This window comes from Novosphingobium umbonatum (genome assembly GCF_004005905.1).
Taxonomy (GTDB): Bacteria; Pseudomonadota; Alphaproteobacteria; order Sphingomonadales; family Sphingomonadaceae; genus Novosphingobium; species Novosphingobium umbonatum.
The window spans coordinates 101,429-115,902 of the sequence record NZ_SACO01000006.1; the positions used below are offsets into that span (position 1 = coordinate 101,429).

The window sequence follows — 14,474 nt, forward strand, 5'->3', positions numbered from 1 at the left end:
GAAACGCAAAAGGGGCAGGAGTTCGATGCCCCCTGCCCCTTTGATTCAATCTGTCGCCACAGAACCTTACTGGTTCATCGTGGAGAAGAAGTCCTCGTTGGTCTTGGAATCCTTCATCTTGTCGAGCAGGAATTCCATCGCATCCACCGTGCCCATCTGCATCAGGATACGGCGCAAGACCCACATCTTCGACAGGTTGGCCTTTTCGACCAGCAGTTCTTCCTTGCGGGTGCCGCTCTTGCCCACGTCCAGCGCAGGGAAGATGCGCTTGTCGGCCACCTTGCGGTCCAGCACGATTTCGCTGTTACCCGTGCCCTTGAATTCTTCAAAGATCACTTCGTCCATGCGGCTGCCGGTGTCGATCAGCGCGGTGGCGATGATGGAGAGCGAGCCGCCCTCCTCGATGTTACGCGCCGCGCCAAAGAAGCGCTTGGGACGCTGCAGAGCATTGGCGTCCACACCACCGGTCAACACCTTGCCGCTCGAAGGCACCACCGTATTATAGGCACGGCCCAGACGGGTAATCGAGTCCAGCAAGATCACCACATCGCGCTTGTGTTCGACCAGACGCTTGGCCTTTTCGATGACCATTTCGGCCACCTGCACGTGGCGCTGCGCCGGTTCGTCAAAGGTCGAGGAGACAACCTCGCCCTTCACGCTGCGCTGCATGTCGGTCACTTCTTCGGGACGCTCGTCGATCAGCAGCACGATCAGGAAGACTTCAGGATGGTTGTCGGTGATCGCCTTGGCGACATTCTGCAACAACACCGTCTTACCCGTGCGCGGCGGCGCCACGATCAGGGCGCGCTGGCCCTTGCCCTGCGGGCTGATCAGGTCGATCACGCGGGCCGACTTGTCCTTGACCGTGGGGTCCAAAGTATCAAGGCGCAGGCGCTCGTTGGGATAGAGCGGGGTCAGGTTGTCGAAATTGACGCGGTGGCGCACGGCCTCCGGCTCGTCAAAATTGACCTTCACCAGCTTGGTAATCGCAAAATAGCGTTCGCCATCCTTGGGCGCGCGAATCTCGCCTTCGACCGTGTCACCGGTGCGCAGGCCCCATTTGCGAACCTGATTGGGCGAGACATAAATATCGTCGGGACCGGCCAGATAATTGGCTTCGGGGCTGCGCAGGAAGCCAAAGCCGTCGGGCAGCACTTCAATCGTGCCAACACCCATGATCTGCTCGCCATCCTCGGCCAGTTCCTTCAGGATCGCAAACATCAGATCCTGACGGCGCAGCGTGCTCGCGCTTTCCACGCCCAGTTCTTCGGCCATTTCAACCAGCTCGGCTGAAGTCTTTTTCTGTAATTCTTTCAAATGCATAATATGTATTCCATATGATGTGTTCAGCCGGCTGATCCAAAGGGCATGGAGAATGCGGGATCGTTTCAAGCCGCTGCATCAAAGGCGCGGCGGTGCCGGATGAATTGGCTTTAGGCTATGGGGGATGAAAGGTCAATGAACGGGGGGATGCGGAGGGGATGATATGCCTCCGGCGGGCCAAGGGCGGGGGCCCTTGGCAATCCCATGAATGGGTTGCGCTAGGTTTGCAGCGTCAGATTCTCCGCGAAGCGGATTTTAAAGCCTGCGGCGCTTGCATGTTGCGCAGCATGGCTGGTTAAGCGCGGGAATGAAAGGGATCGCCAAGGGCCCCCGCCCTTGGCCCGCCGGAGGCACCCCTCTCAGATCAAAACGGCTTCACCACCACCATAATCACAATCACCGCCGCAGCCAGCCCGGGCACCTCGTTCAACAAGCGCAACTGCTTGCCAGTCAAACGGCGCTCACCGCTCGCCAGAGCCTTGGCATAGCGCATGAGCCACATGTGGTAGAAGGTCAGCCCCAGCACGGCGGCCAGCTTGAGATGGAACCAGCCTTGCGTGAAGGTGCCGATGGAATGGGCCAGCGCCAACCCCAACACCCACACCACGATCAGCGCGGGGTTGAGGATGATCTTGCGCAGTTTCGCCTCGCGGTCGATCCAGCGGGCCTCCTCGGCGCTACCCGCCTCGGATTCCTGATGATAGACGAAATAACGCGGCAGCATGAACAGGCCCGCCATCCAGAAGATGACGAAAATGATATGGCCCGCCTTGAGCCAGAGATAGGTCATCGCAAGGATCCAATCCATCGGCACACCATCTTAGCGGCTCCAACCGCGTACTACGTTCAGCAATTGCTCGACATGGGCGATGGGCGTGGTTTGCCCGATGCCATGACCGAGATTGAAAACATGGGGACGATCGGCAAAAGCTTCAAGCACTTCGATCGCGCGCGCTTCCAGTTCTGCCCCGCCGGACAGCAGGAGTAGCGGATCAAGATTGCCCTGCACCGGCATGCTGGTAGGCAATTCGCGCGCGGCCCAGAGCGGATCGATGGTTTCATCAATGCCTACTGCATCCACGCCTGTTTCGCGGGCATAGGCGGGCAATTTCTCACCCGCGCCCTTGGGGAAGCCGATAATGGGCACATGGGGCGCCTTGGCCTTTACACCGGCCACAATGGCAGCATTGGGTGCAATCACCCAGCGTTCAAATTCGCGCGGGGCCAGCGAGCCAGCCCAGCTGTCGAACAATTGCACCGCTTCGGCGCCCGCTTCGATCTGACCCAGCAGATAGTCGATGGTCACTTCGACGATAGCATCGATGATCGCCTGAAACGCCTGTGGGTCACGATAGGCATAGGCGCGGGTCTCGTGCTGGTCACGGCTGCCCTCGCCCGCCACCATATAGGTCGCGATAGTCCAGGGACTGCCTGCAAAGCCCAGCATCGTCTTGTCAGGGCCCAACTGGGCCACGACCTGCCTCACGGTCTCATAGATGGGCGAAAGGCGCTCAGGGACCGCCTGAAGGCCATTGAGGGCATGATCCACCAGCCTGGGTGACATGCGCGGGCCTTCACCCACCAGAAATTCCAGATTCTGACCCATGGCATAGGGCACGATCAGAATGTCGGAAAACAGGATCGCCCCGTCAAAGCCGAAACGCTTCAACGGCTGCAGCGTGATTTCCGCAGCGGCCGCTGAATCATAGACCAGCGCCAGAAAGCCACCCTTCTCCGCCCGCAAGGCGCGATATTCGGGCAGATAGCGCCCAGCCTGTCGCATGAGCCAGATCGGGCGCTGTTTCGCCGGTTTACCAAGGAGCGTTTCGAGCAAAAGGCCGGGCATCGAGGAGTCCAATCAAAAAATTAAGAGAGTCTTAAAGAAGGATTCAGTGTTTTGTTGGCGTGTGGATAACGGGGATTACCTAGTCTTCCCTATCTTATCCCGTCCAGCCTTGATCAGACTCCTGATGCGACTCCGCAAGGACTCAGGTCAAGAAAGCTTTATCCACACTATCCCCAGCCTGTGGGAATCTCTATCCACATGTCCACAAGTGACGGGGATGAATCCGTGTTTCGGGGACGATACCTATGCCCCAAGTTGTCATCAGGCTTCTGCCGTGGTTTATGGGCAGGCTTGTCCACAGCCTGAGTAGAAGCCCAAATGTCGCGCCTGCATCTGCATTTACTATCGGATTCCACCGGCGAGACGCTGGAGATGATCGCCAAGGCGGCGCTGTCGCAATTCGACGACAAGGAGGTGGTGCGCCATTTCTGGCCGATGGTGCGTTCCCAAGCGCATCTGGACCGGATTATGGCCGATATTGCCGCCAATCCGGGGCTGGTTCTCTACACGATGGTGAGTCAGGATATCCGCAAGGCGCTGGAAGACCGCTGCCGCGCGCTGGGTCTGCCCTTTGTGCCCGCGCTGGATGCGGTGATCGACGCGCTGGAATCCGCGCTGGGGCAAGAGGCCAAGGGCCGCCCGGGCCGCCAGCATACGCTGGACGCGGCCTATTTCGCGCGGGTGGACGCCATTCATTATACCATCGCCCATGATGACGGCATTATGTGGGAGGATTGGGAAGAGGCCGATATTGTGCTGGCTGGCGTGTCGCGCACCTCCAAAACGCCCACCAGCATCTATCTGGCCAATCGCGGCTATAAGGTGGCCAATATTCCCATCGTGGTGGAAAGCCCGCCGCCCTCCCTCCTCTATGGCCTGCGCAAACCCTTGGTGGTGGGGCTGACCACCGCGCCCGAACGCCTGATTCAGGTGCGGCGTAACCGGCTTTTGACTCTGAACCAGTCGCCGGACACATCCTATGTCGATAATGATCGCGTCGCGCGCGAGTTGCAGTTTGCGCGGCGCATGTTTGCCGATAATGGCTGGCCGGTGATTGACGTTACCCGTCGTTCCATCGAGGAAACGGCGGCTGCGGTGATCAATCTGCTCAAAGAGCGGCAGGCTACCGAGGCCGAGGTGGAAATAGAAGGCGATCCCGAGGACTGATGACTTTATCTTCGCAAACCATCGTTCTGGCCAGCCAGAGCGCCTCGCGCCGCGCGATGTTGACCGCGGCGGGCGTGGCGCATGAGGCCATTCCGGCGCGGATCGATGAAAGGGCGCTGGAAGAGTCCCTGGGCGATGCCGCGGCGCCTGCCATTGCGCTGGCTTTGGCCGAGGCCAAGGCATTGGCTGTGGCAGCGCCCGCGCGTCTGGTGCTGGGCAGTGACTCGCTGGTGGTGGTGGATGGCCGCCGTTTTGACAAGCCGACAAGCCGCGAGAATGCCGCCGAGCATTTACGTTTCTTTTCCGGCAAAGCGCTCGAACTGCATTCCGCCGCCGCCTTGGCGCGCGATGGGCAGATCGTGTGGCGCCATGCCGATGTCGCGCGTTTGCAGGTCCGGCCTTTGAGCGAGGCCTTTATCGCGGCCTATCTCGATGCCGAATGGCCCGAAGTATCCGGCTGCGTCGGCGTGTTCCGCATGGAGGCTTTGGGCATCCAGCTGTTCTCGTCCATCGAGGGCGATCATTTCACCATTCTGGGTATGCCCCTGCTGCCCGTATTGAATGCCTTGCGTCAGGAGGGAGCGAGCCTGTCATGACCCAGTTTTATGCCGAAGTGATTGGCGATCCGATTGCGCAATCCAAATCGCCGACAATACACCGGCATTGGTTGGCTGAATTGGGGCTGGAAGGCGATTATCGCCATGCCCATGTGCGCCATGATGATCTGGCCGATTATCTGGCCAATCGTCGCAAGGATGAGCATTGGCGCGGCTGCAATGTCACCATGCCGCACAAGCTTTCGGTCATTCCCCTGCTCGACAGGCTGGATGATGTGGCACGCGCGGTGGGCGCGGTGAACACGATTGTGCGCGAAAGCGATGGCAGCCTGACCGGTTATAACACCGATGTCCCGGGCTTTCTGGAGCCGATCCGTGCCTTGGGTGGCGAATTGCCGCTGGGCGGCCATGCGATTGTGCTGGGCGCGGGCGGCGCGGCGCGGGCGGTGGTCTATGGTCTGTGGCAGGCGGGCTATTCTATCGACATTCTGAACCGCGATCCGGCCAAGGCGCAGGCTCTGGCCGAGGAATTTGGCGCGCCGACAACGGTGGGCGCTGCTTTGACGCTGCCCGCCCGCCCGCGTTTCAGCGTGGCCGATGGCCAGCCTGCCGCGCAGGCTTTGCTGGTCAACACCACCGCCTTGGGCATGGGTGGGCAGCCGCCGCTTGATCTGTCGCTGGAGCGGCTTGAAGGGCCGGTGACGGTTTACGACATTATCACCAGCCCGCTGGAAACGCCTCTGTTGAAAGAAGCGCGGGCGCGGGGTCTGGCGACGGTGGATGGCCTCTCGATGCTGATCGGGCAGGCGGCGGTGGCTTTCGAGCATTTCTTTGGCGCGGCCCCTTTGCGCGCCGATGGCGATGCCGCCCTACGCGCGGTTTTGACCGAAACCCAGCCTGCCTGAACCATGGCCCGCCCTTATATTCTGGGGCTGACCGGCTCGATCGGCATGGGCAAATCGGCGGTGGCCGCCATGTTCGCCGAGGCGGGGGTGCCGGTGTTTGATGCCGATGCCACGGTGCGGGCCTTGCAGGGGCCGAATGGCGTTCTGCTGCCCGCGATTGAATCGGCCTTCCCCGGTACCACCGGCGCGCAAGGGGTGGATCGCGCCGCCTTGGGCGCGGCGGTGTTTGGCCATCCCGAAGCCTTGGCCCGACTCGAGGCGATCATGCATCCGGCGGTGGCGGCAGAACGGCAGCGCTTTCTGGCGACTCATGCCGATGCGCCTTTGGTGGTGCTCGACATCCCGCTTCTGTTTGAAAAGACAGGGCGGGCGGGCATGGATGGCGTGGCGGTGGTTTCCGCGCCTGAGTCGGTGCAGCGTGCGCGGGTTTTGGCGCGCGCGGGCATGAGCGAGGAAAAATTCGCCGCGATTCGTGCGCTCCAGTGGAGCGATAGGCAAAAGCGCGAGGCGGCCGATTACCTTATCGACACAAATTGCGCGCTTGATGCCACAAAGGCCTCTGTTCTCAAGTTGATCGCCCGATTGGGCGGGGCTGGCGAGGGAGGCAAAGGCAAAGATGAATAATCCCAATTTCCCCCCTTGTTAAAGGGCGGATGCAGGACGATAAAGATTCAAATGCGAGAGATTATTTTCGATACCGAAACCACGGGTCTGGATCCTAAATCCGGCGACAGGCTGGTGGAGATCGGCTGCATCGAAATGGTCAATCGGGTGACCACCGGCGCCACCTTCCATTGCTATTTCAATCCCCAGCGAGACATGCCCGCCGAAGCGGAAAGGGTGCATGGCCTGTCGGAAGCCTTTCTGGCCGACAAGCCGCTGTTTGCGGAAAAAGCGCAGGAACTGCTCGACTTTCTGGGCGATGAGGCGGTGCTGGTGGCGCATAATGCCAGCTTCGACTTTGGCTTCCTCAATGCCGAATTGACCGCTTGCGGCCTGCCCACGGTCAGCCTTGACCGCATGGTCGATACGGTGAAAATCGCCCGTCAAAAGCATCCGGGCGCCAAAAACTCGCTGGATGCCCTTTGCACCCGCTATGGCGTGGACCGCAGCCACCGCACATTGCACGGCGCTCTGCTGGACGCCGAATTGCTGGCGCAGGTCTATGTCGAACTGCTGGGCGGGCGTCAGATCGGCATGCAACTGGCGCAGGAGGCCGCCCCGCAGGCGGTGGCCGCTGTGGCCCAGACCAACCCTTCATCCACCCGCGAACGCCCCCTGCGGGCGCCGCGCCCCCATGCGGCCAGTGAGGAGGAATTGGCCGCCCATGCCGAGTTTTTGAAATGCCTCAAAGAGCCGATCTGGCTCAACGGTTAAATCCCCCAATAACAACAAGAGGAGTAACGACCATGGACATTCGCGTTTCCGGCCATCAGATGGAAACTGGCGAAGCGCTTCGCGTGCATGTCGAGGATAGGCTGACCGCCATCGTCGACAAATATTTCTCGCGGGCTTTGTCTTCGGTTGTCACCTTCAGCAAGGCGCCGGGCGGGTCGTTCCGCTGCGATATCGTCACCCATGTCCGTCAGGGTCTGATCCTGAAGGGCGCTGGCATTTCGCATGACGCGCACCATTGCTTCGACCATGCTGCCGACAAGGTGGAAACCCAGCTTCGCCGTTACAAGCGCCGCCTGTCGGCGCGGCAGGAACAGGCCGCCCATGCGGCGCGTTCCGATGAAGCGGCCTATACGATCTTTGTCGAACCCGATGTGGAAGTGGAAGAAATCACGGTCGAGGCGCCTCTGGTGATTGCCGAGATGCGCGTGGACGTGCCCGAAACCACGGTATCGGATGCGGTGATGATGCTGGACCTTCGCAACACCAACGCCCTGCTCTTCAAAAACGCTGGCACGGGTAAGCATAATATGGTTTACCGGCGTGGTGATGGCTCGATCGGCTGGGTCGAACCGTCCTGACATACGTTTTTGGCCCGTAATGCGAGTAAGCGAATACGGGCGGTGATTGCGGGCGTTTGGCCGGCAAACATAGGCGTTTGGTCATGGCGGCTACCAGTTGGTTTTACGGTCAACCGGATTTGCGGCAAGCGTGATCAAACGCCTTTGCTTGTTCCTGAAAAACGCGCTATCGGCCGCCTCAACTTGGCTTGCAGCATTGCGGCAAGGGATGAGAGGCTACACAAAGTTTTTGCAATGACCGCGCAATTCATTCTCTTGCCGGACGCCGTTGTGACGGTGAAACTCGACAGCAAATCGGCCGTGCTCGATATGTTGGCCAGCTTGTTTGCGTCCACCTATAGCCTCGACAAGGACACCGTATTGGCACGGTTGACCGAACGCGAGCAGTTGGGCAGCACCGGCTTTGGCCGTGGTGTCGCCATTCCCCATGCGCGCGTAGCGGATGTGGAGCGTCCGGTGGCGGTGTTCCTGCGTCTGGCCTCGCCGGTGGGTTTTGATGCGGCTGACGACATGCCGGTCAGCCTGGTGTTCGGCCTGCTCAGCCCAGAACAGGCGGGCGTGGTGCATTTGCACGCGCTGGCTGCGATTTCGCGCCTGATGCGCGATGATAAAATGCATGCCGCCCTGTCCGAAGCGCCCAATGACGAGGCGCTTTACGCTCTGATCGCCAATGTGATCGACCGGACTGCGGCCTAAGGTGATTATCCCGCGTGGATAATCGCCTGCCTGCCCATCTGGAAGTTAACGCCTTGATCCGCCGCGTGAATAGTGCGGGCGGCTTTGCCATGGTGATGGCGAAGGGCGAGCCGGATGCGGGCACGATCATGGTGATTCTTTGCCATAATGGCGGAAATTCAGATATTTACGAGCGTATTCCCAATTTGGATGGCACGCGCATCTGGGAGTTTACCCAGAGGTTTTCCCCTGAACAGGCGCCGGAATTAGCGCAATTTCTGGAAAAACGGCGCAAGTTTGATTCTGATCTTTGGATCGTCGAACTGGATATCGCGGATGGTGAACGCTTCGTCGGATGAACGGGCGATTGCTGATTGACCTACCCCCTGCCCACAGGCACAGGCAAACCTACCACCCATGCGAGGGCGGCTTTGATCGGCATACCAGCCCATCAGGCAAGCGCGCAGACGGGGAGCCACCGGCAGGTGTGTTATTGGAACGGCCCTGAACGCGCGTCGGGATCCTTCTATACAGCCTGTGTCTGGTGCTCACCGCCCGACAGAAGACATGTATGACACCTGTAATCACCAAAGCCAGCCTGGTTTCCATGGCTGCGACCATGATGGTCATGATTTACAGCGCCATTGGTTCGGGCGCCTCGGCACAGGACAAAGTGTCGGCCCAAGCGAACTCACCCATTCTGACGCCCGGTTTTGCCTCGCTCCCCACGGATGCTGACGCAACCTTTGCGCCCCAGGCCAATACGGCAGAGCTGGCCTCTATGGTCGCCGCCGAACCCCAAGTGCAGGCCTTGACCCAGGACATGCGTTGTCTGGCCAGCGCGATTTATTTTGAAGCCCGTAGCGAGGCTCTGGATGGCCAGTTGGCCGTCGGGCGCGTGATCGTGGCCCGCACCAAATCCGGCCGTTTCCCCACCAGCTATTGCGGCGTGGTGCAGCAGCCTTCGCAATTTGCCTTTGTCCGCCATAATCGCCTGCCCGATGTCGATACCAATTCGATCACCTGGAAAAAGGCCGTTGTGGTCGCGCAGCTCGCGCATGAGGGCAAGCTGAAAAGCGCTGCCGAAGGCGCGCTCTATTTCCACAGTGTGCGCAGCAAGAACCGCTGGGACAAGCGCATTCGCGTGGCCCAGATCGATAATCACGTGTTCTATCGCTGATACGAAAAAGGCGGCTTCCCCATCGGGATAGCCGCCTTTTTCGTGCCCTTAATTGCGGAACACAAGCCGCTTGAGCACCAGATAATTGAGCACCACAACCGCCAGCGTGGTGACCGCACCCGCCAGATAGGGATCGGCAACAAAGCCCGATACCGCCCGCAATCCCGCCAGATTGAGCAGATAATTGCCCGCATAGGACAGGATGAAGCGGAATTTGGCGGGACCCGCGCCAGTGAACACATGGCGCGAATAGGTCAGATAATTAAAGCCCGTGCCCAGCACATAGCCGATCGCCTGCGCGCTATAGCGGTCCAGTCCCAGCCAGATCAGCCCCGCATAGAGCCCATAGCCGAAGCCGGTGTTGACCACGCCCACCACCAGATAGCGCAGGATCTGCATCACCTGCGGACGGTCATCCAGCCAGCGCCAAAGCGCGGCCATCATTCATCCTCCGGAAAATTCACCCTTTCGCGTTCCAGCACCAAAGGCGTGCCGCGCGTGCGTTCGGAAATCTGGCGCACATGGTCGCCCATCAGGCCCAGAAAGCCGAAAATCAGCGCAAACTGGAACTGCAACACCGAACCGATCAGCCAACCTGCAATCGGGCGCCCTGTGGCAAAGGCCAAAGCCCCGCCCAGAAGCATCAGAACGGCCACTACAGCGCCAACCACGCCCAGATAGAGGGGGAACCGCAAGAGACGCTTTGACGAGCCTGTAAGGCCCGCTACGGCGAAATCGAGCAGGGTGAAGAAATTGTTGTTCGACTTGCCCCGCGCACGCGGAGGCCGGACATAGGAGATGGTTTCCAGCGGAAAGCCGGTTTCCACCAGCAGCCCGCGATAGAAAGGCTCCGGCTCGTTCAGCGCCTTGATCGCATCCACCACGCGGCGGCTGTAAAGGCCAAAGCCGGTGGCATTGGGGATGGTTTGGAAATCGCCGAAATTCTTGGCCATCCAATAGGACAGGCTGCGGATGGTGGAGAGGACAAAGCCCGTCTCCTCGCTTTCGCGCACGCCCAACACAATATCTACGCCTGCCTGCCAGCGCTGCACGAAATAGGGCAGCAATTCGGGGCTGTCCTGAAAATCGGCGCACATGCCGATCACTGCCCGCCCGCGCGCTTCGAAAATGCCATGGGTGGGCGAACGCATCTGGCCGAAATTGCGGGTGTTGATGATCAGCCGGATACGTTCATCGGCCGCGCAAAGGCCGCGGATGATCTCTACCGTGCGGTCGGTCGATTCATTGTCGATGAAGATGATGTCAAAGCTGACGCCGGTCGTCTCCATCTGGGTGATGACGGCCGCGGCAATGGCGGCGGCGTTCAATTCTTCATTGCGGCAGGGGATGACGATGGAAACGTCGGGGGTCATGCGTTTTGTCCTGCCAGATAGTCGATGGTTTCGGCCAAAGCCTGACGCAGCGGCACCGGCGTGATGCCATAGCGGGCCAAGAGCGCGGCATAGGCGGCGCTGTCGCCGTGGTAGATGTCGGCGTCCGGCGCGGTGATGGCGGCGCGTTGCACCTGCGCGCCTTCCACCAAAGCGGCCACTTCACGGGCCACCTGCTCCAGTTCCAGCGCCTCGCCGCCGGTGTCGAAGCGTGTGACGCCCCCGCCTTGCAGCAGGATAGCAAAGACCAGACTCATCACTTCACGGATGGCGACATAGGCGCGGACCACGCGGCGGGGCGCGCGGACCTCGATGGCCCGGCCCGCCAGCGCATCCAGCATGAAACTGGCAATCGCGTAATTCTGCGGCTTGTTGATATGGGGTCCGGCCAGCGCATAGAGGCGGGTGATGGCGGCGGTTGCGCCATGGTCCTGCGCCCAAGCGGCAAACAGATCCTCGTCCTCGCGCTTCATCGCGCCATAGAGGCGCATGGCGCGACTGGCGGCGGGATCATCGGCCTTGGCCGCCGCGCCGCTGCTGGCCACAAAGATGGCATTGGCACCGATAGGGCCCAGCGCTTTCAAAACCTTTTGCCGGATGGCATCATTGGCAGCGCGATAGCGCGCTTCGTCCATCGCCTCGGCGCGGTCCTTGGTCAGGAAGGCGGTGTGCAGCACAATGGTCGGCTCGTTGGGCAGCCATGCCAAATCATCGAGCGGGCGCTGCAAGACCTGCGTCCCATCGCTCAATCGCAAAACGCGGGTGGAGGAGCCAAAGGCGCGCACGCGTTTGCCGAATTGATCGCCCAAAGCGGCATGCAGCAGGTCCAGCGTGGCAAGGCCGATCCAGCCCCCCGCGCCGGTAATCACAATCCGGCGGCCATCGGCGACCAGCGCCTGCGCCACGGCGAATTCAAGCATATTGGCGGGCCAAGATACTCTCGATCAAGTCGGCAAAGCTGTGATAGCTGCTCTCTGGATCGGGGCGATAATCGGCATGGGCATAGCCATGGGTGAGGAACAGGAAAGGCATGCCCGCCTTTTCCGCCACTTCATGGTCGATCTCGCTATCGCCGATGAACAGGCAATCCCGCGGGGCCGCGCCGGTTTGCGCCAGCACCAGATCGAGCAGGTCGGGCGCGGGCTTGGGCTTCACATCGGGGCGACTGCCCACCACGCTGGTGAACAAAGGCGCAAGGCCGGTGTCCCGCAGCACATTATCGACCAGATTCTGCGGCTTGTTCGAGCAAATGGCCAGTTTGTGCCCATCGGCCTTCAACCGCGCCAGCCCTTGTGCCACATCGGCAAACAAAGTGTCGGGGCTGGTTTCCTTCACCGCATAGCGGCGGCGGAATTCGGCGATTTCCTCCACCGGATCACCGCAAGCCGGACCCAATAAAGCGGCCACCATCTTGGCCCCGCCCACGCTCATCCATGGGCGCGCGGCCACGGGGCAGATCACATGGTCGCTGCCGCGATCGGCCAGCATATCGCTCAGGATAGCAACACAGATCGCGCAGCTATCGACCAGAGTGCCGTCGAGATCGAAGATGAGCGTGTTAGCGCCCATGTTAGCGCAACGTGGCGCAGGGCGCCATCGCCTCGGCCAGTTCCTCGTCCGAGAGGAAGGGCGAGAGATCTTCGAGCGGGGGCGAGACCATCGAGCCATCGGGCAGGCGGCGGCTCGACAGTTTGGGTTCGAATTGCTGCTCCTTGTCGATCAGCACCTCGCATAATTGCGGCCCTTCGCCTTCCAGCGTGGCGCGGATCATGGCGGCCAGATCAGCCTCGCTTTCCGCTTTGCAAGCGGGGAAGCCAAAGCCGGTGGCCAGACGAGCAAAATCGGGGAAAGTCATGCCGCTATCCGGCCCGCAACCGACCGAAAAGCCCTTGAAATGGGCGGTCTGCGACTGGCGGATCGAATGATAGCCATCATTGTTGAGCACGAAAATCTTGATCGGCAGTTTGTCGCCCACAATGGTCTGCAATTCCTGCAGGTTCATCATGATCGAACCATCACCGGCCAGACAGATGATCCGCTTGGCTTCCGGCGCGGCATAGAAAGCGCCAATCGCGCCGGGCAGGTCATAGCCCATGCTGGCGCAGCCCGAATTGGTGTAGAGGCGCTGACCATTCTTCAGCTTGGCGCATTGGAAAATGGTGACGCAGGCGGTGCCATTGCCGGAAACGACAATATCGCCTTCCTCCAGCGCGTCGAACAAAGCCTCGCCAAAGACGTAAGGGTTGATCGGGCCACTGGCCTTGCGCATTTCATCGCGCACGGTGGGATATTGTGCGGCGCGCTCGCGGCTGCGCGCCAGATAGGCGGCACGGTTTTCGGCCCCCGTTTCCGGCACGCCCAGCTTTTCCGCGGCGGCAAAGAAATCGCGCAGGTCCGCATGGATCGCGCGGTGCAGATTGAGCGTCGGCTTGGACAGTTCCGCGCGGTCAATATCCACCATGGCCACGCGGGCGTTGCGGGCAAAGCTCTGCCAATTATAGCTGATCTGGCGAATGTTGAGGCGGCTGCCCAGCACCAGCACATAATCGGCGGCCTGCACGGCAAAATTGCCGCCACGGTTGCCCACGCTGCCCGGACGGCCCACGAACAGGGGATGCACATCGGGCAAGGCGTCATGCGCGTTCCAGCCTGTCACCACCGGCGCGCCCAGCTTTTCGATCAGCGCGATAAAGCGTTCATGCGTGCCCGACAGGCGCACGCCCGCGCCCACAAAGACCACGGGCCGCTCGGCAGCGCAGAATTCGGCCAGCATGGCCGAAACTTCCGCTTCCAGCGCCTCGCCGGTCAAAGCGCCGGTTTCGGCCGCCGTGTTCGCCGCCAGCCATTCCGCCGCCGTATCCTTATCCGTTGCCGGATCAAAGGCTTCCAGCGCATCGGGATCAACCGGCGCCGCCTGCACGTCAATGGGAATATCCAGCCACACCGGCCCCGGACGCCCGCGCGTCGCCAGATAGAGCGCCTTTTCCACCACGCGGCGCGCATCCTTGGGGTCCTGCAGCACCAGCGCATATTTGGTGATGGGCTTCACCATGCCGACAATGTCGACTTCCTGATCGCCCAATTGGCGAAGCGGAATATGCGGGAAATTGCCCGCAATCGTCTCGCGCTTCACCTGCCCCGATACCACCACCATCGGGATGGAGTCGACATAGGCGCCATAGACCCCGTTCAGCGCATTCACGCCCCCCGGACCAGTCGTCACATTGACCAAGGCCGGACGCCCACACAGGCGGGCATAGCTTTCCGCCGCAATCGCGCTGGCCTGCTCGTGGTGGTTGAACACCTTGTGCAGGCCCGCCTCGCGCCCGAAAGCATCGTTGAGATGCATCGCCCCGCCGCCGGTCAGCATGAAACATTCGGAGATGCCAGCCTTGACGGCAAGGCGGGCAACCAGATCGGCGACACGGATCATTTGGGGCGCGGTGGTCATGGG

The 14,474-nt window shown here is 60.9% G+C and carries 17 protein-coding genes; 9 read left to right on the plus strand and 8 right to left on the minus strand.

Features of this window, described 5'->3' with window-relative positions:
- Nucleotides 1–66: 66 nt before the first annotated feature.
- The 3 genes from rho to hemE form a co-directional block, all read right to left on the minus strand.
- A complete protein-coding gene (gene rho / locus EOE18_RS09790) occupies nucleotides 67–1,323 on the minus strand; it encodes a transcription termination factor Rho (protein ID WP_127708945.1) in 1,257 nt (418 codons plus the stop codon).
- A gap of 364 nt (nucleotides 1,324–1,687) precedes the next feature.
- Nucleotides 1,688–2,131: a CopD family protein gene (locus tag EOE18_RS09795; protein ID WP_127708947.1), complete on the minus strand. Its 444-nt coding sequence runs from the start codon at nucleotides 2,129–2,131 to the stop codon at nucleotides 1,688–1,690.
- Between the two features lie 12 nt (nucleotides 2,132–2,143).
- Complete coding sequence (hemE, locus tag EOE18_RS09800; protein ID WP_127708949.1) at nucleotides 2,144–3,169, minus strand: uroporphyrinogen decarboxylase; 1,026 nt, start codon at nucleotides 3,167–3,169, stop codon at nucleotides 2,144–2,146.
- 318 nt (nucleotides 3,170–3,487) lie between these two features.
- Here hemE and EOE18_RS09805 point away from each other — a divergent pair, with 318 nt between their 5' ends.
- The 9 genes from EOE18_RS09805 (at nucleotide 3,488) to EOE18_RS09845 (ending at nucleotide 9,629) form a co-directional block, all read left to right on the plus strand.
- Complete coding sequence (locus tag EOE18_RS09805) at nucleotides 3,488–4,336, plus strand: pyruvate, water dikinase regulatory protein (protein WP_127708951.1); 849 nt, start codon at nucleotides 3,488–3,490, stop codon at nucleotides 4,334–4,336.
- Complete coding sequence (locus tag EOE18_RS09810) at nucleotides 4,336–4,932, plus strand: Maf family protein (RefSeq protein WP_127708953.1); 597 nt, start codon at nucleotides 4,336–4,338, stop codon at nucleotides 4,930–4,932. Before EOE18_RS09805 ends, EOE18_RS09810 begins: the two co-directional genes overlap by 1 nt.
- Nucleotides 4,929–5,798 carry a shikimate dehydrogenase gene (aroE, locus tag EOE18_RS09815; RefSeq protein WP_127708955.1) on the plus strand — a complete coding sequence of 290 codons (870 nt, stop codon included), beginning with the start codon at nucleotides 4,929–4,931 and terminating at the stop codon, nucleotides 5,796–5,798. Before EOE18_RS09810 ends, aroE begins: the two co-directional genes overlap by 4 nt.
- 3 nt (nucleotides 5,799–5,801) lie before the next feature.
- Nucleotides 5,802–6,422, plus strand: coding sequence for a dephospho-CoA kinase (coaE, locus tag EOE18_RS09820; protein ID WP_127708957.1), 621 nt, complete (start codon nucleotides 5,802–5,804; stop codon nucleotides 6,420–6,422).
- Nucleotides 6,423–6,473: 51 nt separating this feature from the next.
- The gene (dnaQ, locus tag EOE18_RS09825; RefSeq protein ID WP_127708959.1) at nucleotides 6,474–7,175 is read left to right on the plus strand and encodes a DNA polymerase III subunit epsilon; all 702 of its coding nucleotides are present in this window, start codon (nucleotides 6,474–6,476) and stop codon (nucleotides 7,173–7,175) included.
- Nucleotides 7,176–7,207: 32 nt separating this feature from the next.
- Nucleotides 7,208–7,774, plus strand: a complete 567-nt coding sequence (gene hpf, locus EOE18_RS09830) for a ribosome hibernation-promoting factor, HPF/YfiA family (RefSeq protein WP_127708961.1) — start codon at nucleotides 7,208–7,210, stop codon at nucleotides 7,772–7,774.
- A 234-nt stretch (nucleotides 7,775–8,008) separates the two neighbouring features.
- A complete protein-coding gene (locus EOE18_RS09835) occupies nucleotides 8,009–8,470 on the plus strand; it encodes a PTS sugar transporter subunit IIA (protein ID WP_127708963.1) in 462 nt (153 codons plus the stop codon).
- Between the two features lie 14 nt (nucleotides 8,471–8,484).
- The gene (locus tag EOE18_RS09840; RefSeq protein ID WP_127708965.1) at nucleotides 8,485–8,808 is read left to right on the plus strand and encodes a DUF1491 family protein; all 324 of its coding nucleotides are present in this window, start codon (nucleotides 8,485–8,487) and stop codon (nucleotides 8,806–8,808) included.
- Between the two features lie 260 nt (nucleotides 8,809–9,068).
- Nucleotides 9,069–9,629, plus strand: coding sequence for a cell wall hydrolase (locus tag EOE18_RS09845; RefSeq protein WP_246027370.1), 561 nt, complete (start codon nucleotides 9,069–9,071; stop codon nucleotides 9,627–9,629).
- Nucleotides 9,630–9,677: 48 nt separating this feature from the next.
- Here EOE18_RS09845 and EOE18_RS09850 read toward each other — a convergent pair whose 3' ends face one another.
- The 5 genes from EOE18_RS09850 to EOE18_RS09870 are packed head-to-tail and all read right to left on the minus strand — an operon-like array spanning nucleotide 9,678 to nucleotide 14,471.
- Nucleotides 9,678–10,073 (minus strand): GtrA family protein, encoded by a 396-nt coding sequence (locus EOE18_RS09850; protein WP_127708969.1) that lies wholly within the window; start codon nucleotides 10,071–10,073, stop codon nucleotides 9,678–9,680.
- Nucleotides 10,070–11,002 (minus strand): glycosyltransferase family 2 protein, encoded by a 933-nt coding sequence (locus EOE18_RS09855; protein ID WP_127708971.1) that lies wholly within the window; start codon nucleotides 11,000–11,002, stop codon nucleotides 10,070–10,072. The genes EOE18_RS09850 and EOE18_RS09855 overlap by 4 nt, the downstream gene beginning before the upstream one ends.
- Nucleotides 10,999–11,940, minus strand: a complete 942-nt coding sequence (locus EOE18_RS09860; RefSeq protein WP_127708973.1) for an NAD-dependent epimerase/dehydratase family protein — start codon at nucleotides 11,938–11,940, stop codon at nucleotides 10,999–11,001. Before EOE18_RS09860 ends, EOE18_RS09855 begins: the two co-directional genes overlap by 4 nt.
- On the minus strand, nucleotides 11,933–12,589 hold the full coding sequence (locus EOE18_RS09865; RefSeq protein ID WP_164852722.1) for an HAD family hydrolase: 657 nt from the start codon (nucleotides 12,587–12,589) through the stop codon (nucleotides 11,933–11,935). Before EOE18_RS09865 ends, EOE18_RS09860 begins: the two co-directional genes overlap by 8 nt.
- A 1-nt stretch (nucleotide 12,590) precedes the next feature.
- Nucleotides 12,591–14,471 (minus strand): thiamine pyrophosphate-binding protein, encoded by a 1,881-nt coding sequence (locus EOE18_RS09870; RefSeq protein ID WP_246027371.1) that lies wholly within the window; start codon nucleotides 14,469–14,471, stop codon nucleotides 12,591–12,593.
- Nucleotides 14,472–14,474 lie beyond the last annotated feature (3 nt).

Excerpts from the sequence above, each read along its gene's own strand:
- rho (WP_127708945.1), bottom strand. The coding sequence starts at position 1,323 with ATGCATTTGAAAGAATTACAGAAAAAGACTTCAGCCGAGCTGGTTGAA.
- EOE18_RS09795 (WP_127708947.1), bottom strand. The coding sequence starts at position 2,131 with ATGGATTGGATCCTTGCGATGACCTATCTCTGGCTCAAGGCGGGCCAT.
- hemE (WP_127708949.1), bottom strand. The coding sequence starts at position 3,169 with ATGCCCGGCCTTTTGCTCGAAACGCTCCTTGGTAAACCGGCGAAACAG.
- EOE18_RS09805 (WP_127708951.1), top strand. The coding sequence starts at position 3,488 with ATGTCGCGCCTGCATCTGCATTTACTATCGGATTCCACCGGCGAGACG.
- EOE18_RS09810 (WP_127708953.1), top strand. The coding sequence starts at position 4,336 with ATGACTTTATCTTCGCAAACCATCGTTCTGGCCAGCCAGAGCGCCTCG.
- aroE (WP_127708955.1), top strand. The coding sequence starts at position 4,929 with ATGACCCAGTTTTATGCCGAAGTGATTGGCGATCCGATTGCGCAATCC.
- coaE (WP_127708957.1), top strand. The coding sequence starts at position 5,802 with ATGGCCCGCCCTTATATTCTGGGGCTGACCGGCTCGATCGGCATGGGC.
- dnaQ (WP_127708959.1), top strand. The coding sequence starts at position 6,474 with ATGCGAGAGATTATTTTCGATACCGAAACCACGGGTCTGGATCCTAAA.
- hpf (WP_127708961.1), top strand. The coding sequence starts at position 7,208 with ATGGACATTCGCGTTTCCGGCCATCAGATGGAAACTGGCGAAGCGCTT.
- EOE18_RS09835 (WP_127708963.1), top strand. The coding sequence starts at position 8,009 with ATGACCGCGCAATTCATTCTCTTGCCGGACGCCGTTGTGACGGTGAAA.
- EOE18_RS09845 (WP_246027370.1), top strand. The coding sequence starts at position 9,069 with ATGATGGTCATGATTTACAGCGCCATTGGTTCGGGCGCCTCGGCACAG.
- EOE18_RS09850 (WP_127708969.1), bottom strand. The coding sequence starts at position 10,073 with ATGATGGCCGCGCTTTGGCGCTGGCTGGATGACCGTCCGCAGGTGATG.
- EOE18_RS09855 (WP_127708971.1), bottom strand. The coding sequence starts at position 11,002 with ATGACCCCCGACGTTTCCATCGTCATCCCCTGCCGCAATGAAGAATTG.
- EOE18_RS09860 (WP_127708973.1), bottom strand. The coding sequence starts at position 11,940 with ATGCTTGAATTCGCCGTGGCGCAGGCGCTGGTCGCCGATGGCCGCCGG.
- EOE18_RS09865 (WP_164852722.1), bottom strand. The coding sequence starts at position 12,589 with ATGGGCGCTAACACGCTCATCTTCGATCTCGACGGCACTCTGGTCGAT.
- EOE18_RS09870 (WP_246027371.1), bottom strand. The coding sequence starts at position 14,471 with ATGACCACCGCGCCCCAAATGATCCGTGTCGCCGATCTGGTTGCCCGC.